This is a genomic window from Micromonospora sp. C31 (genome assembly GCF_018070575.1).
Lineage (GTDB): Bacteria > Actinomycetota > Actinomycetes > Mycobacteriales > Micromonosporaceae > Micromonospora.
Map to the genome: position 1 here is coordinate 930,159 of NZ_JAGPXN010000001.1, position 25,208 is coordinate 955,366.

Sequence of the window (25,208 nt, forward strand, 5' to 3'; positions counted from 1 at the left end):
TGTGACCACCTCCCGATCGACCCCCTCCCGCGCCGGCGGAACCGGGCGGGGCCGCGCCGCCGCCCGCGAGCCCCGGCCGGCCTACGAGTGCGACGCCTGCGGGCACCAACCGCCCAAGTGGGTCGGGCGCTGCCCGGAGTGCGGCGAATGGGGCTCGGTGGTCGAGTGCACGGTCACCGGCCCGACGGTCTCCGGAAAGGTGGTCAGCTCCCGGATGCCGGCCGAGCCGGCCCGGCCGATCGCCACCATCAGCGCCGCACCGGCACGGGCCCGCCCCACCGGCGTCAGCGAGCTCGACCGGGTCCTCGGCGGCGGTCTGGTCCCCGGCGCGGTGGTGCTGCTCGCCGGCGAGCCGGGGGTCGGCAAGTCCACCCTGCTGCTCGACGTGGCCCAGCAGTGGGCCGCCGGCGCGGGCAGCCCCTCCCTGGTGGTCAGCGGCGAGGAGTCGGTCAGCCAGGTCCGGCTGCGCGCCGAGCGGATGGGCGCCCTGCACGACCAGCTCTACCTCGCGGCCGAGAGCGACCTCGCCGCCGTGCTCGGTCACCTCGACGCGGTCAAGCCGGGCCTGCTGGTGCTCGACTCGGTGCAGACCATCTCCACCACCGGCGCCGAGGGGGTCTCGGGTGGGGTGACCCAGGTGCGGGCGGTCACCGCCGCCCTGGTCGCGGTGGCCAAGGAACGCGGCATCGCCACCGTGCTGGTGGGCCACGTCACCAAGGACGGGCAGGTGGCCGGCCCCCGGGTGCTGGAGCACCTGGTCGACGTGGTGCTGCACTTCGAGGGCGACAAGCACTCCTCGCTGCGCATGGTGCGCGGGGTGAAGAACCGGTTCGGCGCCGCCGACGAGGTGGGTTGCTTCGAGATGCACGAGGGCGGCATCAGCAGCCTGGCCGACCCGTCCGGGCTCTTCCTGACCCGCTACTCGGAACCGGTGCCCGGCACCTGCGTCACGGTTGCGATGGAGGGGCGCCGGGCGCTCGTCACCGAGGTGCAGGCGCTGATCGGCGCGACCGTGGCCGGCTCGCCCCGGCGGACGGTGTCGGGCCTCGACTCGGCCCGGCTGGCGATGGTGCTGGCGGTGCTCCAGCGGCGCACGGAACGCCTGACCCTGCACGACCGGGAGGTCTTCGCGGCCACCGTCGGCGGCATCCGGGTGGTGGAGCCAGCGGCCGACCTCGCCGTCGCCCTCGCCGTCGCCTCCGGCGGGCTCAACCTGGCCATCGCGCCGCACCTGGTGGCGATCGGCGAGGTCGGCCTGACCGGCGAGGTACGCCGCGTCGGCGCGGTGCCGCGCCGCCTGGCCGAGGCGGCCCGGCTCGGGTTCCGGCTCGCGCTGGTGCCGACCGGCTGCGGCCCCGACAGCACCGGCGTCACCCCCGAGCACATGCGGGTGATCGAGGTGACCGACGTACGTGCGGCGCTCCAGGCCGTCGCCCGGGCGTCCGCCGAGTGACCGCCGACGGCCTCCGGCGGAACGCACAGCCCGATACCGGACAGCTCGGGCGACAGCCCATGGTCCGGGCGAGGTGGGGCATCGTGACACATCACAGTAACCACGACAGCACCCACCGCAGGGCAGTCCGTAGACTGTGCCCGTGCCGATCGACCGCGACACCGCCAAGCCTGCCGGCGCGACACCCCACGCCCGCACCGGCGCCGTGGGCTCCCCCGCCCGCCCGATCAGCGTGAGCGTGACCGGGGGCGCCGGGGGCGCCGGCGACCCGTTGCGGGCGAACCTGGCCCTGATGGCTCCGGGCACCGCACTGCGCGACGGCCTCGAGCGCATCCTGCGCGGCCGGACGGGCGCGCTGATCGTCCTCGGCTACGACAAGGTGGTCGAGGGTCTCTGCACCGGCGGGTTCCCGCTCGACGTCGAGTTCTCCGCCACCCGGGTCCGGGAGCTGTGCAAGATGGACGGCGCGGTCGTGCTCTCCAGCGACGGCACCCGCATCGTGCGGGCTGCCGTGCACCTGATGCCCGACCCGACCATCCCGACCGAGGAGTCCGGCACCCGGCACCGCACGGCCGAGCGGGTCGCCCGCCAGACGGGCTACCCGGTGATCTCGGTCAGCCAGTCGATGCGGATCATCAGCCTCTACGTCAACGGCCAGCGGCACGTGCTGGACGACTCGGCGGCGATCCTGTCCCGCGCCAACCAGGCACTCGCCACGCTGGAGCGCTACAAGCTCCGGCTGGACGAGGTCTCCGGCACCCTCTCCGCCTTGGAGATCGAGGACCTGGTCACCGTACGGGACGCGGTCGCGGTGGTGCAGCGGCTGGAGATGGTCCGCAGGATCGCCGACGAGATCGCCGGCTACGTGGTGGAGCTGGGCACCGACGGCCGGCTGCTGGCCCTCCAGCTCGACGAGCTGATGGCCGGCGTCGACGCCGACCGCACCCTGGTGATCCGGGACTACCTGCCGGCCGGCCGGAAGTCCCGCACCCTCGACGAGGCGCTGGTGGAGCTGGATCTGCTCGGCGCGACCGAGCTGATCGACCTGGTCGCGGTCGCCAAGGCGATCGGCTACCCGGCCGCGTCCGACGCGCTCGACGCGGCGGTCAGCCCGCGCGGCTTCCGGCTGCTGGCCAAGGTGCCCCGGCTGCCGGTGACCGTGGTCGACCGTCTCGTCGTGCACTTCGGCAGCCTCCAGCGCCTGCTGGGGGCCACGGTCGAGGATCTCCAGGCCGTCGAGGGGGTCGGCGACGCCCGCGCCCGGGGCGTCCGCGAAGGGCTGTCGCGCCTCGCCGAGGCGTCGATCCTCGAACGTTACGTCTGACCGGCCGGGGCCTCGACCCGCCCCGGCGGCGAACGGCGCACGCACCGGAGCGGCCCGTGTCCTGGCGGGCCGCAGGCCGTGGTGCCCAGCGGCCCGGCACCGGCAGCGTCGAGCAGTTGGCGGCGCTGGGCCGACCAGCCGGCCGAGGCGGGTCGTTCCTGATCGCCCGGCGCCCGCTGACGGCCGGGCCGAGGGCACCGCGGGGCGTACGGGCGGTCAGCCGGTGACGGTGAGCTTGACCGGCTCGCTGTGCTTGGTGCCGACCCGGGCGAAGACCTGGTAGGTGCCGGCCGGCGGGTTGGGGCCCGCCGCCACCCCGTTGGCGCACCTGGTGGTGTCGCGGCCGTTCCAGCCCACCTGGTAGGAGCGCTCGAAGCCCGGCGTGAAGGACTGCACGTCGGAGCCCTTGCCGGTGCCGCAGGTGTCGGAGGACCAGATCTTCTCGGCCCCCGACTTGATGAACAACTCCTGCACGTCGGCGCCGACGTCGCGGCTGCACGTCCGCCCCGAACGATTCTTGATCTTGAGCTGGAGGTTCACCACTGCCCCCCGGACCACCGAGGCGGGCTGGGCCACCGGGGTCACCGTGAGCTCGGCGTCGGTGCAGGTGCCGTCGTCGGCCGCCGGCACGACCGGCGCCACCGGCGGCGAATCGGTGCTGGCGCCGCCCGGCGGATCGCCGGCGGAACCGCCCGACGGGCCGCCGGCGTCAGGGCCGTCCGACGCTCCCGGCGGGGGTGCCCCGGTCTGCGGGGTGAGCACCGAGCCGGTGGGCTCCGGCGAGGCACCGGACGACGTCGCACCCGCGGAGGGCTGCGCGTCGCCGCCCTTGTTCGCGTTCCGGCTCGAACCGGTGCACGAATAGAGCAGGACAATCAGGAAGAGAAGCCCCGCTCCGAGTACGACGGCGCGACGCCGCCAGTAAACGGCGGGTGGCAGGGGGCCGACCGTCAGACGCATGATGCCCCCACCGTAGCGGCGCGGGGCACGCCAGCGCCGCGCGACGCGCCGAGTCCGCCGAGGCTCACCGCGCCCACCCTCCACCTGCGACGGTCAAGCTGGCCGCCGCCGAGGGCCCGAAGGTCGCGTTGCCTGCCGAACGTGTCCCGTCGACGACGCTCGGTCCCCACAGCGGCGCCACTCAGAGGTACACCTTGCGCTGGTAGATGGCGTGAGCGCCGGCGACCCGGTCGAGGAAGAGCAGGCCGGCGCAGTGGTCGATCTCGTGCTGGAGGGCCCGCGCCTCGAACCCGTCCGTCACCAGCCGTACGGACCGGCCCGTGCCGGGCAGCACGCCCTCCACCACCAGCCGGCTCGCCCGCTTGACGTCCCCGGTCAGGTCGGGCACCGACATGCAGCCCTCGCGGGCCACCTTCCACCGGCTCGCCTCGACGACCCGCGCGTTGCAGAGCGCGAAGGTGCCGTGCACGGTGAGCGCCTTCGGGTGGCCGACCACGTCCACCGCGAAGACCCGCGCGGCCACGCCGATCTGCGGGGCGGCCAGCCCGACGCAGCCCGGCGACACCCGCATGGTGGCGATCAGGTCGGCGGCCAGCCGTACGGTCTCCGCAGCGGTCGGATCCACCTCGCCGCCGACGTAGGTGAGCACCGGCTCCGGAGCGGACACCACCGGCCGCACCTCCCCCGGCACGCCCAGGGAATCCGGGCTCCAGTCGCCGAGGCCGGCGTACGTCCCGCCCTCCGGGCCGTGCCCGCCGGCGGTCACAGCACGTCCGGATCTGCCGGGCGCAGGGTCACCCCGACGCCCAGCTCCGCAGCCGCCGTCGTCAACCGGCCGGCCAGCTCGTCCGCCGTACCGGGCGGCAACTCCACCTCGGCCACCACCACGTAGAGCGCACCGGCCAGCCGGGTGCTCAGGTCGGTGACGTTGCCGCCGGCATCGGCGAGCACCCGGGTCATGGCCGCCACGATGCCCATCCGGTCCGCGCCGTGCACCGCCATCACGTACGGCTCGCCGGCGGGAGCCGTCTCACCGTCGGGGGTGACCGCGCGTACGGTCGCCAGCAGCTGGCCGTCGGCGGAGAGCGGCGCCAGCGCGGCCTCGACGTCGGCGGCGGCCGGTCCCACACAGATCAGGGTCATCGCGAAGTGCCCCCGCAGCCGGGTCATCGTGCTGTCGGTGAGGTTCGCGCCGAGCCGGGCCAGCACCTCGGCGACGTCGGCCACGATGCCCGGCCGGTCCCGGCCGATGACGGTGATCGCGAGCTCGTTCATCCGGGCATTCTGCCCGATCCGTCCGCCACCGCCACAGCACCCCGCCCGTCCCGCCCAGCCAGCGGGACGGTACGCCGCACGCACCCGTCGCGGCGTCGTCGCCCGCACCGCCCGGCCGACGGATCGCGTGACATCATCGGCGGCGCGATGACTGAGCCCACTTTCGCCACCCTGGTCAGCCGGTGGTACGACGAGAACGCCCGCGACCTGCCCTGGCGCGGGCCCGACGTGAGCCCGTGGGCCATCCTGGTCAGCGAGGTCATGCTCCAGCAGACGCCGGTCGTACGCGTGCTCCCCGCCTGGGAGGCCTGGCTGGCGCGCTGGCCGGAGCCGGCCGCACTGGCGGCGGACAGCCCCGCCGAGGCGATCCGGATGTGGGGGCGGCTCGGCTACCCCCGCCGCGCGGTGCGGCTACGGGACTGCGCGGCGGCGATCGTCGAGCGCCACGGGGGCCGGGTCCCGGACCGGCTGGAGCAACTGCTGGCCCTACCGGGCGTCGGCACCTACACGGCCCGGGCGGTGGCCGCGTTCGCCTACGGTCAGCGGCACCCGGTGGTCGACACCAACGTACGACGGGTGGTCTGCCGGGCGATCGCCGGCGAGCCGGACGCCGGCCCGGTGACCCGACCGGCCGACCTGGTCGCCACCGAGAAGCTGCTCCCCACCGAGCCAGCCGCCGCCGCACTGGCCAGCGCGGCCTTCATGGAACTGGGCGCGGTGGTCTGCGTCGCCCGGTCGCCGCGCTGCGGGGCCTGCCCCGTCGAGTCGGTCTGCGCCTGGCGCGCGTCCGGACGCGAGGCGCCCGCGGGCCCGACCCGCCGCCCCCAGCGGTACGCCGGCACCGACCGCCAGGTACGCGGGCTGCTGCTCGGCGTACTGCGGGAGGCGATCGGGCCGGTGCCACACCAGCGGCTCGACCAGGTGTGGGCCGACGACGTCCAGCGTTCCCGGGCCCTCACCGGCCTGGTGCGGGACGGTCTCGTGGAGCCGGTCGGCGGATCCTCGTTCCGCCTCGTCGGGGACGGGCCACCGGTCCCGGTGGGCTGACCCCGGGCCGACGCGACCCGGCCCGACGCGACCCGGCCCGACGCGGCCTGACCCAAGGCGACCCGGCCCGACGCGAACCGGCCCGACGCGACCGGCGCGACCCGGCGCCCCGGCACAGCTCAGGTCAGCACGACCCGAGGCGGCCCGCCCCAAGCCGCGCTGGCGACATCGGCAAGACGAAAGGGCCGGTCCCCGTGTCGGGGCCGGCCCTTGTCGTCGTTCCTGTCGTGGTGCGTGTGGTCGCGGTCGGGTCAGGCGGTGTAGCCGCGGGTGGCGGTCCAGTCGGCGAGGTTGTCGATGCTCATGCGGTAGGTGGCCTGGTCGGGGTCGGCGGAGTCGGCGATGGTGACGGTGTTGCCGTTGTCGCGGTAGCCGACGACGCTGATGTAGTGGCCGCCTTCGAAGGAGTGGGTGGTGCCGTCGGTGTCGGTGGCGGTGCCGGCGATGTTGGCGACCACGGCGTGGCCTTCGTCGATGGCGGTGACGATGTCGGCGCGCAGCTTGTCGGTCTGGGTGTCGTCGGCGGCGGGGTCGCGGATCTCGACGGACTGGTAGGCGTCGCGGCCGGTTTCCTTGTTGAGGACGGGGGTGATGTCGTTGATGGAGTTGGTGCCGGCTTCGGTGGTGCCCATGAGCTTGGCCATGGCGTCGACGTCGATGTTCTTGCCCTGGACGCTGAGGGCGTTGCGGGCGGCGGCGGGGCCGCAGTAGTAGAAGTTGGGCTGGGCTTCGTAGCGCACGCCGAGCTCACGCTCGCCGCCCTTGCGGTCCTGGGCGGTGGAGGCGGGCTTGTTGTCGACGGGGGCCGCGTGCGCGGTGGTGACGGGGCCGGCGATGGCGCCGCCGGTGAAGGCGAGCCCGGCAGCGGTCAGGGCGGTCCTACGCAGGATGTCGGTACGCATGATGACAAGGCACCTTTCGATCGGGGGTACCTGGACACACGCCGGAAGGGGGGCGGGTGTGCCACAGGCGAGGAAAGGTTCTACGTCAGGCATGTCCCCGGCGCGGGGCCGGGGCGCGTCCCGGGGGATGTAACCGGCCGGGCGGGCCACGCATTCCGGCGGCCACGCTCCAGCCCATCCGTGTCGGGGGGTGTAACGACGCGGGGCGGGCCGGCATTCCGGCCGCCGACCGGCCGAGCGGCCGGAGTCCACGCGCTCACGATGGTTACAACGCCCCGGCCCCCCGGCCCATGCCCGCCGGGCCGGTGGCGACCGCCACCGCGAAGCCGACACAGCCGGACATACGTTCACAAACAAGCCAAACCTGACCTGCTGCCCTACGCCCGCCTCGACCATGCGGTTGTGGTGTACCGCAGAACGCCCGAATGGGCCACCAACGGCACCACGATTGCATGACCGACCCGAGGTGTGGGTTGAGCCCGGGCACGGGCGGGCGGTGAGGGCGGGCTTGGGCGGGCCGGGTGGGGTGCGGCGGGGCGGGTGAAACGGGTGGGGCGGTCCGGTTGGGGCGGGGAGCGGTCCGTGGGGCAGGTGACTGGGGGTGCGGGGCCGAGGGCAGAAGAAAGGGCGGCGGCCCGGTGGCTTTGCCACCGGGCCGCCGCCCTTCCTGCTGCTGAGCCCTACTCGTCCGCGCCGGCGGCGGCGGTGCCACCGAGGTCGGCCGGGACGGCGTCCGGCACGGTGGCCGGTCGTTCCGCGCCCGTGAAGATGAGCTTGGACTTGTCGGTGTTCTCCGGGTCGCCCTCGCAGTCCACCACCACGATCTGACCCGGGGTCAGCTCGTTGAAGAGGATCCGCTCGGAGAGGTTGTCCTCGATGTCGCGCTGGATCGTGCGACGCAGCGGACGCGCACCGAGCACCGGGTCGAAGCCCTTCTTCGCCAGGTACTTCTTGGCGTTGTCGGTCAGCTCCAGACCCATGTCCTTGTTGCGCAGCTGGCCCTCGATCCGCTGGATCATGATGTCGACGATCGAGAGGATCTCCTGCTGGCGCAGCTGGTGGAAGACGATGGTGTCGTCGATCCGGTTGAGGAACTCAGGCCGGAAGTGCTGCTTGAGCTCGTCGTTGACCTTCTGCTTCATCCGGTCGTAGTTGGACTCGGAGTCCTCCGACGCCTGGAAGCCGAGCGATACCGCCTTGGCGACGTCGCGGGTGCCCAGGTTGGTGGTCAGGATGATGACCGTGTTCTTGAAGTCCACGATCCGGCCCTGACCGTCGGTGAGCCGACCGTCCTCCAGGATCTGCAGCAGCGTGTTGAACACGTCCGGGTGGGCCTTCTCGATCTCGTCGAAGAGGACCACCGAGAACGGCCGACGCCGCACCTTCTCGGTCAGCTGGCCGCCCTCGTCGTAGCCGACGTAGCCGGGAGGGGCACCCACCAGCCGGGAGACCGTGTAGCGGTCGTGGAACTCGGACATGTCGAGCTGGATGAGGGCGTCCTCGCTGCCGAAGAGGAACTCGGCCAGCGCCTTGGAGAGCTCGGTCTTACCGACACCCGACGGGCCGGCGAAGATGAACGAGCCCGAGGGGCGCTTCGGGTCCTTCAGGCCGGCCCGGGTGCGCCGGATCGCCTTCGAGACCGCCTTGACCGCGTCCTCCTGGCCGATGACGCGCTTGTGCAGCTCGTCCTCCATGCGCAGCAGGCGCGAGGTCTCCTCCTCGGTCAGCTTGTAGACCGGGATGCCGGTCCAGTTGCCGAGCACCTCGGCGATCTGCTCGTCGTCGACCTCGCTGACGACGTCCAGGTCACCAGCCTTCCACTCCTTCTCCCGCTGGGCCTTCTGGCCGAGGAGCTGCTTCTCCTTGTCGCGCAGCTGGGCGGCGCGCTCGAAGTCCTGCGCGTCGATCGCGGACTCCTTGTCGCGACGCACCTGGGCGATGCGCTCGTCGAAGTCGCGCAGGTCCGGCGGCGCGGTCATCCGGCGGATCCGCATCCGGGCACCGGCCTCGTCGATCAGGTCGATCGCCTTGTCCGGCAGGAAGCGGTCGGAGATGTAGCGGTCGGCCAGCGTCGCGGCGGCCACGAGAGCGGCGTCGGTGATGCTCACCCGGTGGTGCGCCTCGTAGCGGTCGCGCAGGCCCTTGAGGATCTCGATGGTGTGGGCCAGCGACGGCTCACCCACCTGGATCGGCTGGAAGCGGCGCTCGAGGGCGGCGTCCTTCTCCAGGTGCTTGCGGTATTCGTCGAGCGTGGTCGCGCCGATGGTCTGCAGCTCGCCGCGGGCCAGCATCGGCTTGAGGATGCTCGCCGCGTCGATCGCGCCCTCGGCGGCACCCGCGCCGACCAGAGTGTGGATCTCGTCGATGAAAAGGATGATGTCGCCGCGGGTGCGGATCTCCTTGAGCACCTTCTTGAGGCGCTCCTCGAAGTCACCGCGGTAGCGGGAACCGGCGACCAGGGCACCGAGGTCGAGCGTGTAGAGCTGCTTGTCCTTCAGCGTCTCGGGCACCTCGCCCTTGATGATCTTCTGGGACAGCCCCTCCACCACGGCGGTCTTGCCGACGCCGGGCTCACCGATCAGGACCGGGTTGTTCTTGGTACGGCGGGAGAGCACCTGCATGACCCGCTCGATTTCCTTCTCGCGCCCGATGACCGGGTCGAGCTTGCCCTCGCGGGCGGCCTGGGTCAGGTTGCGGCCGAACTGGTCCAGCACGAGGCTGGTGGACGGCGCGGCCTCGCCCGGCGCGGCGCCCGCCGCGGCCGGCTCCTTGCCCTGGTAGCCCGAGAGCAGCTGGATCACCTGCTGGCGGACCCGGTTGAGGTCGGCGCCGAGCTTGACCAGCACCTGGGCGGCGACGCCCTCACCCTCGCGGATCAGGCCCAGCAGGATGTGCTCCGTGCCGATGTAGTTGTGGCCGAGCTGGAGCGCCTCGCGCAGTGACAGCTCCAGCACCTTCTTGGCCCGCGGCGTGAACGGGATGTGCCCGCTCGGCGCCTGCTGGCCCTGGCCGATGATCTCCTCGACCTGCTGTCGCACGCCCTCCAGCGAGATGCCGAGGCTCTCCAGAGCCTTGGCGGCGACGCCCTCACCCTCGTGGATCAGGCCCAGCAGGATGTGTTCCGTACCGATGTAGTTGTGGTTGAGCATCCGGGCCTCTTCTTGGGCCAGGACGACAACCCGTCGCGCTCGGTCGGTGAACCGCTCGAACATGCCCTCGTGCTCCTCACGTGCCGTGCGCACTCGATCTTGATGGTCAAGAAGTCGTGGCGGGGCCGGTGCGCGGACGACCGGGACGGGCGTCCGTGCCTCCTTACTCTATCGCCGCGAACCGACTCCGCTGAGGTCGTGTGTCCCCGCCGGCGGCCGTGTACGCGTCGTTTTGGACAACCGTCCGCGCTCAGGGGGTGTTCCGGTACCCCTACCTGTACGCGCAGAGCGAAATTCGGCACGGTCGCGGAACCCGTCACGGGGGTCGCGCCAGCGCCGACACGGCCCGGATCCGGACCGCCCGGGAGCCTGTCCACAGGCTGTGGACAGACTCTCCACCGGCTGTGGACAACGACCGTCGGGACGGAATTCTTCCCCCTCGGGCGCGGTCCCGGGCGGATACGGCGACGCCGGCCCGGAGTCGCGCTCCGGTCCGGCGTCGGTGTCGCCCGTCACTGGTCCCGGTCAGTGACCGGCCTTGGCGTGGTACTCGTCGACGATCTCCTGGGGGATCCGGCCCCGGTCGGAGATGTCCTTGCCGGCCTTCTTGGCCCAGGCGCGGATCGCCTTGTTCTGCTCCCGGTCGGCGGTGGCGCCACCCCGACCGCGTGCGGCCCGACCGCCGACGACGACGCCGCCCCTGCCCACCTTGGTGCCGTGGGCGATGTACGAAGCGAATACGTCGCGCAATTTCTCGGCGTTCGAGCTCGACAGGTCGATCTCGTACTGAACGCCGTCGAGCGCGAACTTGACCGTCTCGTCAGCGTCCCCGCCGTCCAGGTCATCGACCAGCTTATGAATGATCTGCTTGGCCACGTCGCACATTCCTTTCGAGCAGGGTGCTCCTGCAAACTGCAAGCACAATAACCCGTGCGACGCTTGCCGCGTCAATAGGATGCGGTAACGACCCGGTGGAGATGCGCGACTACTCCGGGCGAACCAGGGGGAAGAGGATGGTTTCCCGAATTCCCAGGCCGGTGAGCGCCATCAGCAGCCGGTCGATTCCCATTCCCATACCCCCGGCCGGCGGCATTCCGTACTCCATCGCCCGGAGAAAGTCCTCGTCCAGCCGCATGGCCTCGTCGTCGCCGCGGGCGGCGAGCTGGGCCTGGGCCACCAGCCGCTCCCGCTGCACCACCGGGTCCACCAGCTCGGAGTAGGCGGTGCCGAGCTCGAAACCGAGCACGTAGAGGTCCCACTTCTCGGCCAGTCCGGGCTCGCTGCGGTGCGCCCGGGTCAGCGGGCTCGTCTCCTCCGGGTAGTCACGGACGAAGGTGGGCGCATCGAGGCCCGGCACGACCAGTTCCTCGAACAGCTCCTCCGCCAGCTTGCCCGGCCCCCACTTCGGGTCGACCGCCAACCCCACCTTGTCGGCGTACGCCACCAGCCGGGCGCGCTCGGTGCGTACGGTGACCTCCTCGCCGAGCGCCTCGGAAAGCACCCCGAAGAGGGTCACCGAGCGCCACTCGCCGCCCAGATCGAACTCCCGGCCGTCGGCGTGCGTCACCACGGTCGACCCGCCGACCGCGATCGCCGCCTGCTGCACGAGATTCCGGGTCAGCTCGGCCATCGTGTCGTAGTCGCCGTACGCCTCGTATGCCTCGAGCATCGCGAACTCGGGCGAGTGCGAAGAGTCGACACCCTCATTACGGAAGTTGCGGTTGATCTCGAAGACCCGGTCGACGCCCCCCACGACGGCCCGCTTGAGAAACAGTTCCGGCGCGATTCGCAGATACAGATCGGTGCTGAGTGCATTGCTGTGGGTCACGAAAGGCCGGGCCGCCGCGCCGCCGTGCAGCAGCTGGAGCATCGGGGTCTCCACCTCGATGAAGTCCCGGCCGTGCAGGGAGTCGCGCAGGCTGCGCACCGTCGCGGCCCGGGTGCGCACCATCTGGCGGGCCTGCGGCCGGACGATCAGGTCCACGTAGCGCTGCCGGACCCGCGCCTCCTCGCTCAGCGGCTTGTGCGCCACCGGCAGCGGGCGCAGCGCCTTCGCCGTGACCGCCCACTGCTCGACCAGCACGGACAGCTCGCCGCGCCGGCTGGTGATCACCTCGCCGGTCACCCCGACGAGGTCACCGAGGTCGACCAGGCGCTTCCAGTCGTTGAGCCGGTCGGCGCCGACCCGGTCGAGGGAGAGCATGGCCTGCAACTCCGTGCCGTCGCCGTCGCGGAGGGTGGCGAAGCAGAGCTTGCCGGTGTTGCGTACGAAGATCACCCGGCCGGTGACCGAGACCCGGTCGCCCGTGGCGGTGTCGGTGGGCAGTTCCGCGTACTTCTCACGGATGTCGGCCAGCGTGCTGGTGCGGGGGAACCCGATCGGGTACGGCTCGACGCCCTCGGCGAGCATCCGGTCCCGCTTCTCCCGGCGGACCTTCATCTGCTCGGGAAGGTCGTCGGCGGGATCGACTGGCACGGGGTTCTGCTCGGTCACGGCACGCTTCCTCAGGAGGAGATTTCGGGCGGGGTCAGGCCCCGAGCGTACTCAAGGCGCTCGCGGGGCGTTACGGGATGACCGGCCCGCATGACCGGCCCCACTTCCGGCCGTCCCGCGCGACCTCGTCGCCGTACCGAACGTCCGTGCGTCGGGCCCGACGGCGCCGCGGCCCGGTCGGTGCCCGACCCGGTGGCGGCCGGGGCTCAGACGTTACGGTCGTAGACCATCCGCAGGCCGATCAGGGTGATCATCGGCTCGTGGTGGGTGATCGTGCGGCACTCGTTGATCACGAGCGAGGCCAACCCGCCGGTGGCGATCACGGCGCTCACCTCGCCCAACTCCTCGATCATCCGCTCGACGATCCGGTCCACCTGCCCGGCGAAGCCGAAGTAGAGGCCGGACTGGAGGCACTCGACGGTGTTCTTGCCGATCACCGAGCGGGGCTTCGTCGCCTCCACCTTGCGCAGCTGGGCGGCCCGGGCGGCGAGCGCGTCGAAGGAGATCTCGATGCCCGGGGCGAAGGCGCCGCCGAGGAACTCGCCCCGGCCGCTGATCACGTCGAAGTTGGTGGTGGTGCCGAAGTCGACCACGATCGACGGCCCGCCGTAGAGGGTGTAGGCGGCCAGGGTGTTCACCACCCGGTCGGCGCCCACCTCCTTCGGGTTGTCGATGGCGAGCTGCACCCCGGTGCGCACCCCGGGCTCGACGATCACGCTCGGCAGGTCCGCGTAGTAGCGGGCCAGCATGGTGCGCAGCGAGCGCAGCGCGGCCGGCACGGTGGAGCAGGCCGCGACCCCGGTGATCTCGACCGCGTCCCCGGCGAGCAGCCCGCGGAACTTCAGGCCCAGCTCGTCGGCCGTCGAGCGCGCATCGGTCTTGATCCGCCAGGAGTGCACCAGCTTGTCGCCGTCGAAGGTCGCCAGCACGGTGTTGGTGTTTCCGATGTCGATGCAGAGCAGCACGCACGCAGCCTAGACAACGGCCGACCGCCGGTTCACCCGGTGCGCAGGTCCATGGCGATGTCGAGGATCGGCGAGGAGTGCGTCAGGGCCCCGACGGACAGGAAGTCGACGCCGGTCGCCGCGTAGCGCGCCGCCACGTCGAGGGTCAGCCCGCCGGTGGCCTCCAGCTCCGCCCGGTCCCCCACCGACGCGACCACCTCGGTGAGCATCTCCGGGGTCATGTTGTCCAGCAGCAGGAAGTCCGCCCCGGCCTCGACCGCCTCCACGGCCTCGGCGACCGTGTCGACCTCGACCTGCACCGGCACGTCGGGGAAGGTCTGCCGGACCCGGCGGAAGGCCGCGGTGATGCCGCCCGCCGCGAACTTGTGGTTGTCCTTGACCATCGCGACGTCGTGCAGGCCCATCCGCTTGTTCGTGCCGCCGCCCGCACGGACCGCGTACTTCTCCAGGGCGCGCAGGCCCGGCGTGGTCTTGCGGGTGTCGAGCACCATCGCCTTCGTGCCGGCCAGGGCGTCCGCCCAGGCCCGGGTGTGGGTGGCCACCCCGGACATCCGGCAGAGCAGGTTGAGCGCCGTCCGCTCGGCGGTGAGCAGCAGCCGGGTCGGGCCGGTCACGGTGGCCAGCACGTCGCCGCGCGCCACCCGCGCGCCGTCCTGGGCCACCACCGACACCTCGGCCGTACGGCCGGCGCCGGTCGCCTCGCCCACCAGCTCGAACACGGCCGCCGCCACGGCCAGCCCGGCCACCACGCCGTCGGCGCGGGCCACCAGGTCGGCCGTGTCGGTCTGCCCGGCCGGGATGGTGGCGACGCTGGTGACGTCGAGCAGGTCCGGCCCCAGGTCCTCGGCGAGCGCGTCGGAGATCACCCGCCGCACCTGCGCCGGGTCCAGTCCCGCGTCCCGCAGTGCCCGTTGCGTCGACTCCGTCATCGGGTCCCCTCCCACGTCTGCGTCAGCCGGCCCTGCGCCCCGACCGCGCCGACCAGGTGGCCGTGCCACCGTTCGTCGGCCGCCGGGAAGTCCTCCCGCCAGTGGCAGCCCCGGGTCTCCCGGCGGGCGTACGCGGCGGCGACCAGCGTCGACGCCACGGTGATCAGGTTCGTCGCCTCCCAGTCGGCCGTCCGGGGCCGGCCCCGGCCCTCACCGAGCCCGGTCAGCACACCGGCGGTCCCGGCGAGGGTGTCCGCCGAGCGGAGCACGCCCGCGCCCCGGGTCATCGCCCGTTGCAGGGTCGGCGTCGCATCGGCCGGCACCACCCAGCCCTCGCCACCCACCCAGGCGCCGGTCGGGGCAGGCTGGGCCTGCTCGGGCAGCCCGGCCGCGATGTCCTCGGCGATCCGCCGGGAGAAGACGAGCCCCTCCAGCAGCGAGTTGCTGGCCAGCCGGTTCGCGCCGTGCACGCCGGTGCAGGCGACCTCGCCGCACGCGTACAGCCCGGGGATGGAGGTGCGGCCGCGCAGGTCGGTGCGGACGCCACCGGAGGCGTAGTGCGCGGCCGGGGCGACCGGGATCAGGTCCGTCGCCGGGTCGACCCCGATGGCCAGGCAGGACGCGACGATGGTCGGGAAGCGCCGGGCCAGGAAGTCGCCGCCCAGGTGCCGGGCGTCGAGGAAGACGTGCTCCGCCCCGGTCGCCAGCAGGACCCGGTGGATGCCCTTGGCCACCACGTCCCGGGGCGCCAGCTCGGCCAGCTCGTGCTGCCCGACCATGAACCGCCTGCCGTCGCCGTCGACCAGGTGGGCGCCCTCGCCGCGCAACGCCTCGGAGACCAGCGGCTGCTGGGCGTGCCCGGCGCCGGGCACGCCGGCACCGGCCGGGGTGATCAGGGCGGTCGGGTGGAACTGGACGAACTCCACGTCGGTCACCGCCGCGCCGGCCCGGATCGCGAGGGCCACCCCGTCGCCGGTGGACACCGCCGGGTTGGTGGTGGCCGCGTAGATCTGGCCCATCCCGCCGGTGGCCAGGACGACCGCGCGGGCCAGGATGGCGCCCACGCCGTCCTCGCTGCCCTCGCCGAGCACGTGCAGGGTGATGCCGCACGCCGGGCCGAGCCCGTCCGGGGATTCCCCTGGGGCGCGCAGCAGGTCCAGCACCAGGGCGTGCTCGACCAGCCGGATCCAGGGGTCGCGGCGCACGGCGGCGTGCAGGGCGCGCTGCACCTCCGCCCCGGTCGCGTCGCCGCCGGCGTGCACGATCCGGTCGGCCCGGTGCCCGCCCTCCCGGGTGAGCATCAGCGAGCCGTCCGCGTTGCGGTCGAACTCCGCCCCGATCCGCATCAGCTCGCGCAGCCGGGTCGGGCCCTCCTCCACAAGCACCCGCACCGCCGCCGGGTCGCAGAGCCCGACCCCGGCGATCTCGGTGTCCGAGGCGTGCGCGGCGGGGGTGTCGTGCGGGTCGAGCACGGCGGCGATGCCGCCCTGCGCCCAACGGGTCGACCCCTCGTCGATGTTGACCTTGGTAACCACGGTGACGTGCAGCCCGGCCTCGCGCAGGTGCAGCGCGGCGGTCAGGCCCGCCACCCCGGAACCGACCACGATCACGTCGGTGGTCTCCACCCAGCCGGGCGCGGGGGCGGCCAGCAGTCTGGGCAGCGCCGGCAGGTCGACGGTCGGAAGTTCCATGCCCACAGTCAACCCGAAGGGCCCTCGCGAGGGGCGGCGGGGGCGGGACGAGTGGTTTGGGCCATGGGGTCCGGCCCGGTGGGCGCTACCTCGTCCGGACCGGCAGGGCCGCCGGCCCCGCGCCCCGTAGCGAGCCGGTCACCGTACGGTCGTCGAGCCAGAGGTAGCAGCGGACACCCCGGTCGCCGACGCGCCACCGGCCGGCCCCCGGCGGACGGACCACCACGCCGCTGCGGAAGCGCAGGTCGGCGTCGTCGGGCACCCCCACGTAGCGGCCGAGCACGGAGCGGCAGCCGGCGTACAGCGGGGCCCAGTCGGCGGCCCGGGTCGGGTACGGACGGTCGGGTGCCCGCCACACCCCGACGAACTCGGCGTCGTGCCGGGTGGCGCAGTCGACCGGGAGCAGCGTCCGTACCGACCCGCCGCCGGAGCGGGCCCGTTGGCAGCCCAGGCGCAGCGGGGACGGACCCCGCAGCGCGTCCCGGAGGCTGCCGGTGCGGACCACCACCGTGGCGGCGGCCTCGACGGTGCTCACCTCGGTCAGGTCGCACCGGTACCAGCGGGCGCCGGCCGCCCAGCCCGCCCCGGACGGCACCGCCACCGCCAGCCGGAGCCGCCCCGCCCGCCAGTCGGCGCCCACGTGACCGGTCGCCCGGGTGTCGCAGTCGGCGAAGGCGCCCCGCAACTCGGCCGAGCCGCCCGGCGGCGGGGCGGGCCGTCCGGCCGGGAAGGCGCCCACGTGCACGGTCTCGACCCGGTGCGGCGCGGCGCAGTCCACCGGCGCGTACGCCGCCAGGGTCACCACCTCGACGAAGTCGGCGACCTGGCACACCCCGGCGGCCGGGGTGAAGGGCCCCGCGGCGGGCGGGGCCGCCCAGTCGTCGACCAGGTCGCCGTCCAGCCCGCCGCCGTCGGCGCACCCGACCAGGAGCGAGGCCGTGGCGACGGCAGCGAGCAGGGCACTCATCGCACGGCGCATCGCGGCCTCCCCCAGCCACCCGCGTCTGTCGACGGGCAACCAGACTACCCAGGGACGACCTTCCGGTGACAGATCGCACGCACGCCCACTTCGGCGATCGGCCGCCTCCAGGGGCACGAAAATGGACGAACGGCCACAGAACGCCGCGCGAGGTGGCGGGGCGCCCGGGTCAGACCGCGGCGGCGAGGGGGTTCGGGACGGGAGCGCCGGCGGTGCCGGGGGCGGCGGTCGTCGGGTCGGTGTTCAGCTCGACGACCCGGTTGTCGGCGTCGACGTGCACCACCCGGGGCCGGTACGACCGGGCCTCGGCGTCGTCCATCTGCCCGTACGAGATGAGGATCACCAGGTCCCCCGGGTGCACCAGGTGGGCGGCGGCGCCGTTGATGCCGATCACGCCGCTGCCCCGCTCGCCCGGGATCACGTACGTCTCCAGCCGTGCCCCGTTGGTGATGTCCACGATCGCCACCTGCTCGCCGGGGATCAGGTCGGCGGCGTCGAGCAGGTCCTCGTCGACGGTCACCGAGCCCACGTAGTGCAGGTCGGCCTGGGTCACCGTGGCGCGGTGGATCTTCGACTTGAGCATGGTGCGCAGCATCGGGGTGCCTTTCGCGGAGGGTGGCGGGGGCCAGGTTCAGGAACGGGGGGCGAGCCGGATCGCCGCGTTGTCGATCAGCCGGGTGGCGCCCACCCAGGCGGCGACGAGCAGCCGCGCCGGCCCGGAGACCGGCCCCGGCTCCAGGTCCGGGTCGGTGAGCACCAGGTAGTCGAGACGCACGCCGGGCGTACCGGTGCCGAAGGCCGCGTGCGCGGCGGCGAGCACCGCCCCCGCGTCGGCGCCCCCGTCGGCCGCCGCGGCCCCGCCGCGCAGCGCCGCCGACAGGCTCAGCGCGGCCGCCCGCTCGGCCGGGGAGAGGTAGCGGTTGCGGCTGGACAGGGCCAGCCCGTCCGGCTCCCGAACCGTGGGCACGCCGACCACCTCGACCGGCACGTCGAGGTCCCGGGCCATCCGCCGTACCAGGGTCAGCTGCTGGTAGTCCTTCTCGCCGAAGAACGTCAGGTCGGGGCGGGTGAGCTGGAGCAGCTTCAGCACCACGGTGAGCACCCCGTGGAAGAACCCGGGGCGGCTCTGCCCCTCCAGGTCCTCCCCCAGCAGGCCCGGGTCGACCCGGACCCGGGGCTGGCCGTCCGGGTACATGTCCGCCACCGAGGGGGCGAAGACCAGGTCCGCGCCCGCCCGCCGGCAGATCTCCAGGTCGGCGTCGAGCGTGCGCGGGTAGCGGTCGAAGTCCTCGTTCGGGCCGAACTGCAACGGGTTGACGAAGATCGTGACGATCACGTGGTCGGCCCGCTCCCGGGCCGCCCGCAGCAGCGCCTCGTGCCCGGAGTGCAGCGCGCCCATGGTCATCACGACGCCGACGGTGCCCTTCAGCCCGTCCCGGGCCGCCGCCAGCTCGGCGCGGCCGTGCACCATTTCCGTCACGCGGTCCCCTCCGTCCACCGTCGGCCCGGTCACGCCGCCACCTCCCGCCGGTCGCCGGCGAGCACGCCGAGCAGCGACTCCGCGTCGACCGGCCGCAGCCGGCCCGCCGCGATGGCCCGGTCGGCCGTACGACGGGCCAGGGCCAGGTAGGGCGCGACCGACTCGGGGGCGGTCGCGGCGAGCCGGACCAGGTGCCGCTCGACCGTGCCGGCGTCGCCCCGGGACACCGGCCCGGTCAGCGCGTCGTCGCCGAGGCGCAGCGCGTTCTCCAGGGCGGCCCGCAGCAGCGGGGCGAGCACCTTCTCCGGCTGGGTCACCCCGGCGTCGCGCAGCCGGTCGGCCGCCTCGTTGACCAGGGTCACCAGGTGGTTGGCGCCGTGCGCCAGCGCCGCGTGGTAGAGCGGCCGGTCCGCCTCGCCGACCCACTCCGGCACCCCGCCGAGGTCGGCGACCAGCCGGGCGGCCAGGGGGCGTAGCTCCGCCGGGGCGGTCACCCCGTACGAGATGCCGGCCAGCCGGGCGAGGTCGTCCGGCGTACCGGTGAAGGTCATCGCGGGGTGCAGGGCGAGCGGCCGGGCCCCCGCCGCGGCGGCCGGCGCGAGCACGGCCAGCCCGTGCGCGCCGGAGGTGTGCGCGACCACCTGCCCGGGGCGCAGCGCGCCGGAGCCGGCCAGGGCGGCGACCACCCCGGCGAGCGCGTCGTCGGGCACGGCGAGCAGCAGCAGGTCGGTGCCCGCCCGCGCCACGGCGTCGGCGGAGCGGCGGGGCACCCCGGGAAGCAGCAGCGCCGCCCGGGCCTGGGAGGCGCCGGAGCCGGCCGTGGCGGCGACGACCCGGTGGCCGGCGGCGACGAGGGCGGCGCCCAGTACGGCACCGACCCGGCCGGAGCCGACGACGCCGGCGGTGAGGAAACGGGGGGTGGCGGCCGGCGGTGCGGCGGCCCCGTGGGGGGCGGCCGGGCGCGGGCGCGGGGTTGCGCTCATGGCGACGATCCAGTCCTCGAGAAGGGGTACCGGTCGATCGCAAGTATGCGCCGGGGCCACGGAAGCGGGACAAGGATGTGTGAAAACGTTCACCGACGGCACCGCCGGCCCGGGGACGGGCGGTCGACCCCGGGCGGCTGCGTAGGGTCGGCCCGGGGTGACGCACGCCGCACGAGGAAGGAACCGATGTCGATCCGCTGGCGGGACGCGATGCGACGGGCGCTCTACGGGCCGGGCGGCTTCTTCGTCGCCGGGTCGGGGCCGGCCGACCACTTCCGCACCAGCGTGCACGCGTCGCCGGCCTTCGCCGCCGCGCTGCTGCGGCTCGTCGGGCAGGTCGACGCCGCCCTCGGCCACCCGGACCGGCTCGACGTCGTCGACGTGGGTGCCGGCCGCGGTGAGCTGCTGCGCGCGCTCTCCGCCGCGCTGGGGACTCCCCCGGCCGCCGCCCGGCCCTCGGCCCCGTCCGGCCCGTCGTCCGCCGGTCCCGCTCCCTCCGCGTCGGTTCCGCTCGCCTTCCGGGTACGCCTCACCGCGGTCGAGAAGGCTTCCCGACCGGTCGACCTGCCCGACGGGATCGACTGGCTTGACGAGATCCCCGCCGGGATCACCGGGCTGCTGGTGGCCACCGAGTGGCTGGACAACGTGCCGCTCGACGTCGCGGTGCACACCGCCGAGGGTTGGCGCTACCTGCTGGTCGACCCGGCCACCGGCGAGGAGACCGTCGGTGACCCGGTCGACCCCGCCGACGCGGACTGGCTGGCCCGATGGTGGCCGGTGCCGGCGGCCGGAGTCGACGGGACCGGTCCGACCGGGTCGGGCTGCCCGGAACCTCCTGCGGCGGTGCGGGCCGAGATCGGCCGGACGCGCGACGACGCCTGGGCCGAGGCGGTCGACAGGGTCGACCGGGGGCTGGCGTTGGCCGTGGACTACGGGCACCTGCGCGACGGCCGACCCGTGGACGGGACGTTGACCGGGTACCGGGGCGGGCGGCAGGTGCCGCCGGTGCCGGACGGGAGCCGCGACGTCACCGCGCACGTCGCCGTCGACTCGGTCGCCTCCGCCGGTGCCACGGTCGCCCGGTGCGCGTACGACCTGGTGTCGCAGCGGGAGGCGCTGCGGGCGCTCGGGGCCGACGGCGGGCGACCGCCGCTGAGCCTGGCCGTCGGCGACCCGGCCGGCTACGTGCGGGCGCTCGCCGCCGCGTCGGCGGTGGCCGAGCTGACCGATCCGGCCGGCCTGGGCGGGCACTGGTGGCTGCGGCAACCGGTCGGCGTCGACCCCGGGCGGTTCATGGCACGATGACGGTCATGACCACGGACGCCGGCGACCTCCGCGAGCTGACCGTCGGCACCGGGGCCGGCGGGGAGCAACTCGGCACCGACATGGTGCTCAACATCGGGCCGCAGCACCCCTCCACGCACGGCGTGCTCCGACTGAAGCTGGTGCTCGACGGCGAGCGGGTGGTGGCCTGCGAGCCGGTCGTCGGCTACATGCACCGGGGCGCGGAGAAGCTCTTCGAGGTCCGCGACTACCGGCAGATCATCGTGCTGGCCAACCGGCACGACTGGCTCTCGGCGTTCTCCAACGAGCTGGGCGTGGTGCTCGCCGTGGAGCGGCTGATGGGCATGGAGGTGCCGGAACGGGCCACCTGGCTGCGGATGGCGCTGGCCGAGCTGAACCGGGTGCTCAACCACCTGATGTTCCTCGGCTCCTACCCCCTGGAGATCGGCGCGATCACGCCGATGTTCTACGCGTTCCGCGAACGGGAGACCATCCAGGCGGTCATGGAGGAGGTCTCCGGCGGCCGGATCCACTACATGTTCAACCGGGTGGGCGGGCTCAAGGAGGAGGTGCCGGCCGGCTGGACCGGCCGGGTGCGGGCCGCCATCGCCGAGGTCCGCCGACGGATGCCGGACCTGGACAACCTCATCCGGCGCAACGACATCTTCCTGGCCCGTACGGTCGGCGTCGGGGTGCTCTCCGCGGCGGACGCCGCCGCGTTCGGCGCGTCCGGGCCCGTCGCCCGGGCCTCCGGCCTCGACCTCGACCTGCGCCGTGACGAGCCCTACCTGGCCTACGACCAGCTGGACGTGCCGGTGGTGACGAAGACCGCCGGCGACTGCCACGCCCGCTTCGAGGTGCTGCTCGACCAGGTGTACGCCTCACTCGACCTCACCGAGCAGTGCCTGGACCGGGTGGACCGGCTCACCGGGCCCATCAACACCCGGCTGCCGAAGGTGCTCAAGGCTCCCGAGGGGCACACCTACGCCTGGACGGAGAACCCGCTCGGCATCAACGGCTACTACCTGGTCTCCCGGGGCGAAAAGACGCCGTGGCGGCTGAAGCTGCGCACCGCTTCGTACGCGAACGTGCAGGCGCTGGCCACCCTGCTCCCCGGCTGCCTGGTCCCGGACCTGATCGCCATCCTCGGCTCGATGTTCTTCGTGGTGGGCGACATCGACAAGTGATCCCCGCCCGGGGCGGCCGGCGCGGTCAACGCCAGCGGTCGGCGGAGCGGACGCCGCCCGCCGAGGGCTCGTCGTCCTGCGGCGGGTAGCCGTAGTGCTCGTCCTGCCGCCGGCCGTACCGCTCCGGCTCGGGCTCCGCCCGGCGGGTGTGGCGTGCCTCGGGCTGGCGGGCGTCGTACCGCCCCTCGGGCTGGAGTTCCCGCTGGCGGGGCGGGCGCCACTCGTCGGGCACCGGCACCCCGCCGGCCGGCAGGGCCGGGGCGTCGTCCGGCTCCGGCCAGCCGCCGCGCCACCCGTCGTCCGCCCGGTCCCGGCCCCGGCGCGGCTCGTCCCGCCGGACCGTCGCCCAACGGCCCGCGACCCGGTACTCGGTGCCGTTGTCGTCCGCGTGCACCTCGGCACGCCGCTCCCCGACCCGCAGCTCACGACCCCGCTCGTCGTCCCGCACGGCGGCCCACCGGTCCCCGGCGCGCAGCTGCGACCAGTACTCCCCGCCCTCCGCCCCCGCCTCGTCGGGCGGGTACGACCGGCCGCGCCCGGGCGGTCCGGCCGGCGCCCCCCAGCCCGGTCCGCCCGCGCTGCCCCGTGCGGGGGCGTCCCACTGCTGCCCGCGCTCGTCGTGCCGGCCCGGGAACTCCCGGTCGCCACGCTGGGCCGACCACTCCCGCGCACCGGGCGGGGTGGACCACCCCCGGCCGTCGCGCTGGACCGACCACTCCGCGTCACCGGGCTGGTCCGAACGGGCCCGGTCGTCCGGGGCGCCCCCCGGCCCCGGCCGTGCCCCGTCGTCGTCCCGGCGTGACCGGTCGTCGTCCCGGGGCCGGTCGTCGTGACGGGGCCGGTCGTCGTGACGGGGCCGGTCGTCGTGACGGGGCCCGTCGTCCGCGTCGGCGGGCCCGTGGCCGGCCCAGGACCGGTCGTCCGGCTCGCCCGACCACGGCCGCTCCTCCGGCGTCGGCGCCCAGCGCCCCGCGTACCCGCCGCCGTACCGCGCGCCCCGGTCCCCGGGATCGGACGCGGCACCGTCGACGACGGTGTGCCGGGTGGTGACGTGCACGGTCTCGGTGTGCCGCACCACCCCGAGCGGGCGGGCCACGGGCTGACTTCCCGGCTCCGCCGGCCGGGCCGCCCCGTAGACCCCGGCCTTGCCACCGGCCGCCGGCCGGTGCGCGTACCCGCCGGCCGGTGCCGGGGCCGGCTCCTCCGCGCCGTACCCGCCAGCCGCTCCCCCGGCCGGCCGGTCCGCGCCGTACCCGCCGGCCGGGCCGGGCGCGGGCCGTTCGGCGCGCGGAGCCGGCCGCGGCCTGCGGGCGGGCTCCTCGTCGTCCCGGTCGGTACGCCCCGGGCGGGGTGCCGCGTCGTCCTGGTCCGGCACCCGCCTCCGGCCGGCGACCGCGTCGTCGACGGACGCCCGGGCCCGGCCGGAGGCGGCCGGGGCGTCGACCCCGGCGAGCGCGGCGCTGCTGGCGTCCAGCCGCCGACGCAGCGCGGTGACCTCCTCCTGGGCCCGCTGGGCGTGGTCGAGTGCCTGGTTGCCGCGCTGGGCGGCGGCCACGATCTCGCCACGCAACTCGCGGCGGAGGTGCTCGATCTCGTCCAGCAGTTCGTCGGTCCGGGCCGGGCCCGCGCCGTCGGCGCGCAGCGCGATCGACAGGCCGATGAGGACGACGGCCAGAATGGCGAGCACGGCCGCGAACCGCAGCGGACCGTTGCTGTCGGCGACGAGCAGGATCAAGGCCGCCACCGGCGCCAGGGCGACACCGACCCAGAAGAGCACGGTGAGCAGCGACAGGCTGCGCTTGTCGGCGGAAGCGACCGGGGCTGGCATGGGTCCGCAGCCTACCGAGACTCCTGCCGCCCGGGAAAGGGTGAACGGGGCCCCGCCGGGGATCAGCCGACGGCCAGCGCGCCGTCCGAGGAGAACACCAGGCCCACGCTCGCGGCCCCGGTCTTCAACGCGTTCTTGGTCTGCGGGCCGCCCTGGTCCAGCGAGCTGAACGAGCCGGCCTTGAAGTCGTAGACCTGGACGAGCCCCGCCTGGCACTTCGGCCGCTGCGGGCACTCCGGCGGCCCGGCCAGCACCGTCGCCTGGCCCGAGCACTTGTCGGCCAGCTCGGAGAGCGTGCGGACGCCGTACTTGTCGGCGAACGCCTGGGTCACGGCGAACGCGTTCTGGTCCTGCGCCGCGGCCGGCGTGCCGAAGACGAGGCCGACCTTGTCGCCGGCCGTCTTGAGCGCCGCGACGGTCTTCTCCAGCTCCGGCGAGGACACCGGCGCGGCGTCCTTGCCGTTCTCCTTGGTGTTGAGGAACTCGGCCATGGTCGCCGCGTACTCGGGGACGACCTGGATCTCGCCCTTCTCCAGGGCCGGCTCGTAGAGCTCGCGGTTGCCGATCTGCTGCACCTTGGCGTCGTAGCCGGCGGCGGTCAGGGCGATCTTGTAGAGCTCGGCCAGGATCTGGTTCTCCGTGAAGTTGGCCGCGCCGATCACGATCTGCCCGCCGGGCCCCTTGGCGATGCCCGCGGTGACGCCGTTGGCCGCCGCGAACTCCTCGGCCGCCTTCTGCGCCGTCTTGCGGTCGACGTCGACGGCCTTGTTGAGCTGGACCAGCTTTGGCGTGTCGAGCGCGGCGGAGACCTTGTCCAGCGCCGCGATCAACTGCGGGTTGGCCGCGTCGGCGTTGATCGCCGGGATGACGTTGTCGGTGTTCTGGAGCTTCTTGTCGTCGTCGAGGACGACGAGCCGGTCACCGGCGACCGGCGCGCAGCCGGCCCCGGAGGCCGCCTGCTCCGGGGCGTCCGTGCCGGAGGAACCGGCGTCGCCGCAGCCGGTCAGCAGCCCCGCCGCGGCGAGGGCTCCCACCGCACCGACGACCAGGCTTCTACGTGCGCGCATCGATGCCCGCCTTCCGTGTCCCGGCGCGGCCCTGCCGGGCCGGCCGCGTGTCCGACGGGCGATCTCCGGTCCGGCCGCCCGCTGTGTCCCACGGACGGCCCGCTTGCGACCGCCCGGATTCCCACCCCAACATTTTCCACGCGGGGCCGACAACCCGGGGCGGAGTTTGTCACCGGATCGTCACCAGAGGTGAGCCGGATTCGCCGTCCGC

21 protein-coding genes are annotated in these 25,208 nt (G+C 74.1%); 5 read left to right on the plus strand and 16 right to left on the minus strand.

The annotated features are described in order from the left end of the window. Position 1: 1 nt before the first annotated feature. Positions 2–1,453, plus strand: coding sequence for a DNA repair protein RadA (radA, locus tag KBX06_RS04350; protein ID WP_210832810.1), 1,452 nt, complete (start codon positions 2–4; stop codon positions 1,451–1,453). Positions 1,454–1,595: 142 nt separating this feature from the next. Further along, the gene (disA, locus tag KBX06_RS04355) at positions 1,596–2,777 is read left to right on the plus strand and encodes a DNA integrity scanning diadenylate cyclase DisA (RefSeq protein WP_210832811.1); all 1,182 of its coding nucleotides are present in this window, start codon (positions 1,596–1,598) and stop codon (positions 2,775–2,777) included. Positions 2,778–2,993: 216 nt separating this feature from the next. Here the strand turns inward: disA and KBX06_RS04360 are convergent, their stop codons facing one another. From KBX06_RS04360 to KBX06_RS04370, 3 genes are all read right to left on the minus strand, one after another. Further along, positions 2,994–3,737, minus strand: a complete 744-nt coding sequence (locus KBX06_RS04360) for a hypothetical protein (RefSeq protein ID WP_210832812.1) — start codon at positions 3,735–3,737, stop codon at positions 2,994–2,996. Between the two features lie 181 nt (positions 3,738–3,918). Next, a complete protein-coding gene (locus KBX06_RS04365; protein ID WP_210832813.1) occupies positions 3,919–4,503 on the minus strand; it encodes a peptide deformylase in 585 nt (194 codons plus the stop codon). After that, the gene (locus KBX06_RS04370) at positions 4,500–5,012 is read right to left on the minus strand and encodes a glycine cleavage system protein R (RefSeq protein ID WP_210832814.1); all 513 of its coding nucleotides are present in this window, start codon (positions 5,010–5,012) and stop codon (positions 4,500–4,502) included. Before KBX06_RS04370 ends, KBX06_RS04365 begins: the two co-directional genes overlap by 4 nt. Before the next feature lie 147 nt (positions 5,013–5,159). Between KBX06_RS04370 and KBX06_RS04375 the strand changes: the two genes are divergently transcribed. After that, positions 5,160–6,059: an A/G-specific adenine glycosylase gene (locus KBX06_RS04375; RefSeq protein ID WP_210832815.1), complete on the plus strand. Its 900-nt coding sequence runs from the start codon at positions 5,160–5,162 to the stop codon at positions 6,057–6,059. 251 nt (positions 6,060–6,310) lie between these two features. Here the strand turns inward: KBX06_RS04375 and KBX06_RS04380 are convergent, their stop codons facing one another. The 11 genes from KBX06_RS04380 to KBX06_RS04430 form a co-directional block, all read right to left on the minus strand. Then, a complete protein-coding gene (locus KBX06_RS04380; RefSeq protein ID WP_210832816.1) occupies positions 6,311–6,961 on the minus strand; it encodes a C39 family peptidase in 651 nt (216 codons plus the stop codon). Between the two features lie 680 nt (positions 6,962–7,641). Then, a complete protein-coding gene (locus tag KBX06_RS04385) occupies positions 7,642–10,173 on the minus strand; it encodes an ATP-dependent Clp protease ATP-binding subunit (RefSeq protein ID WP_210832968.1) in 2,532 nt (843 codons plus the stop codon). Positions 10,174–10,635: 462 nt separating this feature from the next. Continuing rightward, positions 10,636–10,986, minus strand: a complete 351-nt coding sequence (locus tag KBX06_RS04390) for an Lsr2 family protein (RefSeq protein WP_165947879.1) — start codon at positions 10,984–10,986, stop codon at positions 10,636–10,638. A 109-nt stretch (positions 10,987–11,095) separates the two neighbouring features. Next, positions 11,096–12,604 carry a lysine--tRNA ligase gene (lysS, locus tag KBX06_RS04395; protein ID WP_210832817.1) on the minus strand — a complete coding sequence of 503 codons (1,509 nt, stop codon included), beginning with the start codon at positions 12,602–12,604 and terminating at the stop codon, positions 11,096–11,098. Positions 12,605–12,810: 206 nt separating this feature from the next. Continuing rightward, positions 12,811–13,569 (minus strand): type III pantothenate kinase, encoded by a 759-nt coding sequence (locus KBX06_RS04400; RefSeq protein WP_210832818.1) that lies wholly within the window; start codon positions 13,567–13,569, stop codon positions 12,811–12,813. 32 nt (positions 13,570–13,601) lie between these two features. Then, entirely contained in the window at positions 13,602–14,498 is an 897-nt protein-coding gene (gene nadC, locus KBX06_RS04405; protein WP_210832819.1) for a carboxylating nicotinate-nucleotide diphosphorylase, read from the minus strand. Beyond that, positions 14,495–16,189: an L-aspartate oxidase gene (locus tag KBX06_RS04410; RefSeq protein ID WP_210832820.1), complete on the minus strand. Its 1,695-nt coding sequence runs from the start codon at positions 16,187–16,189 to the stop codon at positions 14,495–14,497. The genes nadC and KBX06_RS04410 overlap by 4 nt, the downstream gene beginning before the upstream one ends. Positions 16,190–16,274: 85 nt before the next feature. Next, positions 16,275–17,168, minus strand: coding sequence for a septum formation family protein (locus KBX06_RS04415; RefSeq protein WP_210832821.1), 894 nt, complete (start codon positions 17,166–17,168; stop codon positions 16,275–16,277). A 169-nt stretch (positions 17,169–17,337) separates the two neighbouring features. Then, positions 17,338–17,763, minus strand: a complete 426-nt coding sequence (panD, locus tag KBX06_RS04420; protein WP_210832822.1) for an aspartate 1-decarboxylase — start codon at positions 17,761–17,763, stop codon at positions 17,338–17,340. A gap of 36 nt (positions 17,764–17,799) precedes the next feature. Beyond that, positions 17,800–18,648 (minus strand): pantoate--beta-alanine ligase, encoded by an 849-nt coding sequence (panC, locus tag KBX06_RS04425; protein ID WP_210832823.1) that lies wholly within the window; start codon positions 18,646–18,648, stop codon positions 17,800–17,802. A gap of 29 nt (positions 18,649–18,677) precedes the next feature. Then, positions 18,678–19,631 (minus strand): Rossmann-like and DUF2520 domain-containing protein, encoded by a 954-nt coding sequence (locus tag KBX06_RS04430; RefSeq protein ID WP_210832824.1) that lies wholly within the window; start codon positions 19,629–19,631, stop codon positions 18,678–18,680. Between the two features lie 186 nt (positions 19,632–19,817). On the opposite strand from KBX06_RS04430, the gene KBX06_RS04435 reads away from it, so the two are divergent. Both KBX06_RS04435 and KBX06_RS04440 read left to right on the plus strand, forming a co-directional pair. Further along, positions 19,818–20,936 carry an SAM-dependent methyltransferase gene (locus tag KBX06_RS04435; protein ID WP_210832825.1) on the plus strand — a complete coding sequence of 373 codons (1,119 nt, stop codon included), beginning with the start codon at positions 19,818–19,820 and terminating at the stop codon, positions 20,934–20,936. Beyond that, on the plus strand, positions 20,933–22,102 hold the full coding sequence (locus KBX06_RS04440; RefSeq protein ID WP_210832826.1) for an NADH-quinone oxidoreductase subunit D: 1,170 nt from the start codon (positions 20,933–20,935) through the stop codon (positions 22,100–22,102). The genes KBX06_RS04435 and KBX06_RS04440 overlap by 4 nt, the downstream gene beginning before the upstream one ends. A 25-nt stretch (positions 22,103–22,127) precedes the next feature. Here the strand turns inward: KBX06_RS04440 and KBX06_RS04445 are convergent, their stop codons facing one another. Further along, positions 22,128–23,930 (minus strand): hypothetical protein, encoded by a 1,803-nt coding sequence (locus KBX06_RS04445; RefSeq protein ID WP_210832827.1) that lies wholly within the window; start codon positions 23,928–23,930, stop codon positions 22,128–22,130. 62 nt (positions 23,931–23,992) lie between these two features. Continuing rightward, positions 23,993–24,997: a glycine betaine ABC transporter substrate-binding protein gene (locus tag KBX06_RS04450; protein ID WP_210832828.1), complete on the minus strand. Its 1,005-nt coding sequence runs from the start codon at positions 24,995–24,997 to the stop codon at positions 23,993–23,995. Positions 24,998–25,208 lie beyond the last annotated feature (211 nt).

Excerpts from the sequence above, each read along its gene's own strand:
- KBX06_RS04360 (WP_210832812.1), bottom strand. The coding sequence starts at position 3,737 with ATGCGTCTGACGGTCGGCCCCCTGCCACCCGCCGTTTACTGGCGGCGT.
- KBX06_RS04370 (WP_210832814.1), bottom strand. The coding sequence starts at position 5,012 with ATGAACGAGCTCGCGATCACCGTCATCGGCCGGGACCGGCCGGGCATC.
- KBX06_RS04375 (WP_210832815.1), top strand. The coding sequence starts at position 5,160 with ATGACTGAGCCCACTTTCGCCACCCTGGTCAGCCGGTGGTACGACGAG.
- KBX06_RS04380 (WP_210832816.1), bottom strand. The coding sequence starts at position 6,961 with ATGCGTACCGACATCCTGCGTAGGACCGCCCTGACCGCTGCCGGGCTC.
- KBX06_RS04385 (WP_210832968.1), bottom strand. The coding sequence starts at position 10,173 with ATGTTCGAGCGGTTCACCGACCGAGCGCGACGGGTTGTCGTCCTGGCC.
- nadC (WP_210832819.1), bottom strand. The coding sequence starts at position 14,498 with ATGACGGAGTCGACGCAACGGGCACTGCGGGACGCGGGACTGGACCCG.
- KBX06_RS04410 (WP_210832820.1), bottom strand. The coding sequence starts at position 16,189 with ATGGAACTTCCGACCGTCGACCTGCCGGCGCTGCCCAGACTGCTGGCC.
- KBX06_RS04415 (WP_210832821.1), bottom strand. The coding sequence starts at position 17,168 with ATGCGCCGTGCGATGAGTGCCCTGCTCGCTGCCGTCGCCACGGCCTCG.
- panD (WP_210832822.1), bottom strand. The coding sequence starts at position 17,763 with ATGCTGCGCACCATGCTCAAGTCGAAGATCCACCGCGCCACGGTGACC.
- KBX06_RS04430 (WP_210832824.1), bottom strand. The coding sequence starts at position 19,631 with ATGAGCGCAACCCCGCGCCCGCGCCCGGCCGCCCCCCACGGGGCCGCC.
- KBX06_RS04435 (WP_210832825.1), top strand. The coding sequence starts at position 19,818 with ATGTCGATCCGCTGGCGGGACGCGATGCGACGGGCGCTCTACGGGCCG.
- KBX06_RS04440 (WP_210832826.1), top strand. The coding sequence starts at position 20,933 with ATGACGGTCATGACCACGGACGCCGGCGACCTCCGCGAGCTGACCGTC.
- KBX06_RS04445 (WP_210832827.1), bottom strand. The coding sequence starts at position 23,930 with ATGCCAGCCCCGGTCGCTTCCGCCGACAAGCGCAGCCTGTCGCTGCTC.
- KBX06_RS04450 (WP_210832828.1), bottom strand. The coding sequence starts at position 24,997 with ATGCGCGCACGTAGAAGCCTGGTCGTCGGTGCGGTGGGAGCCCTCGCC.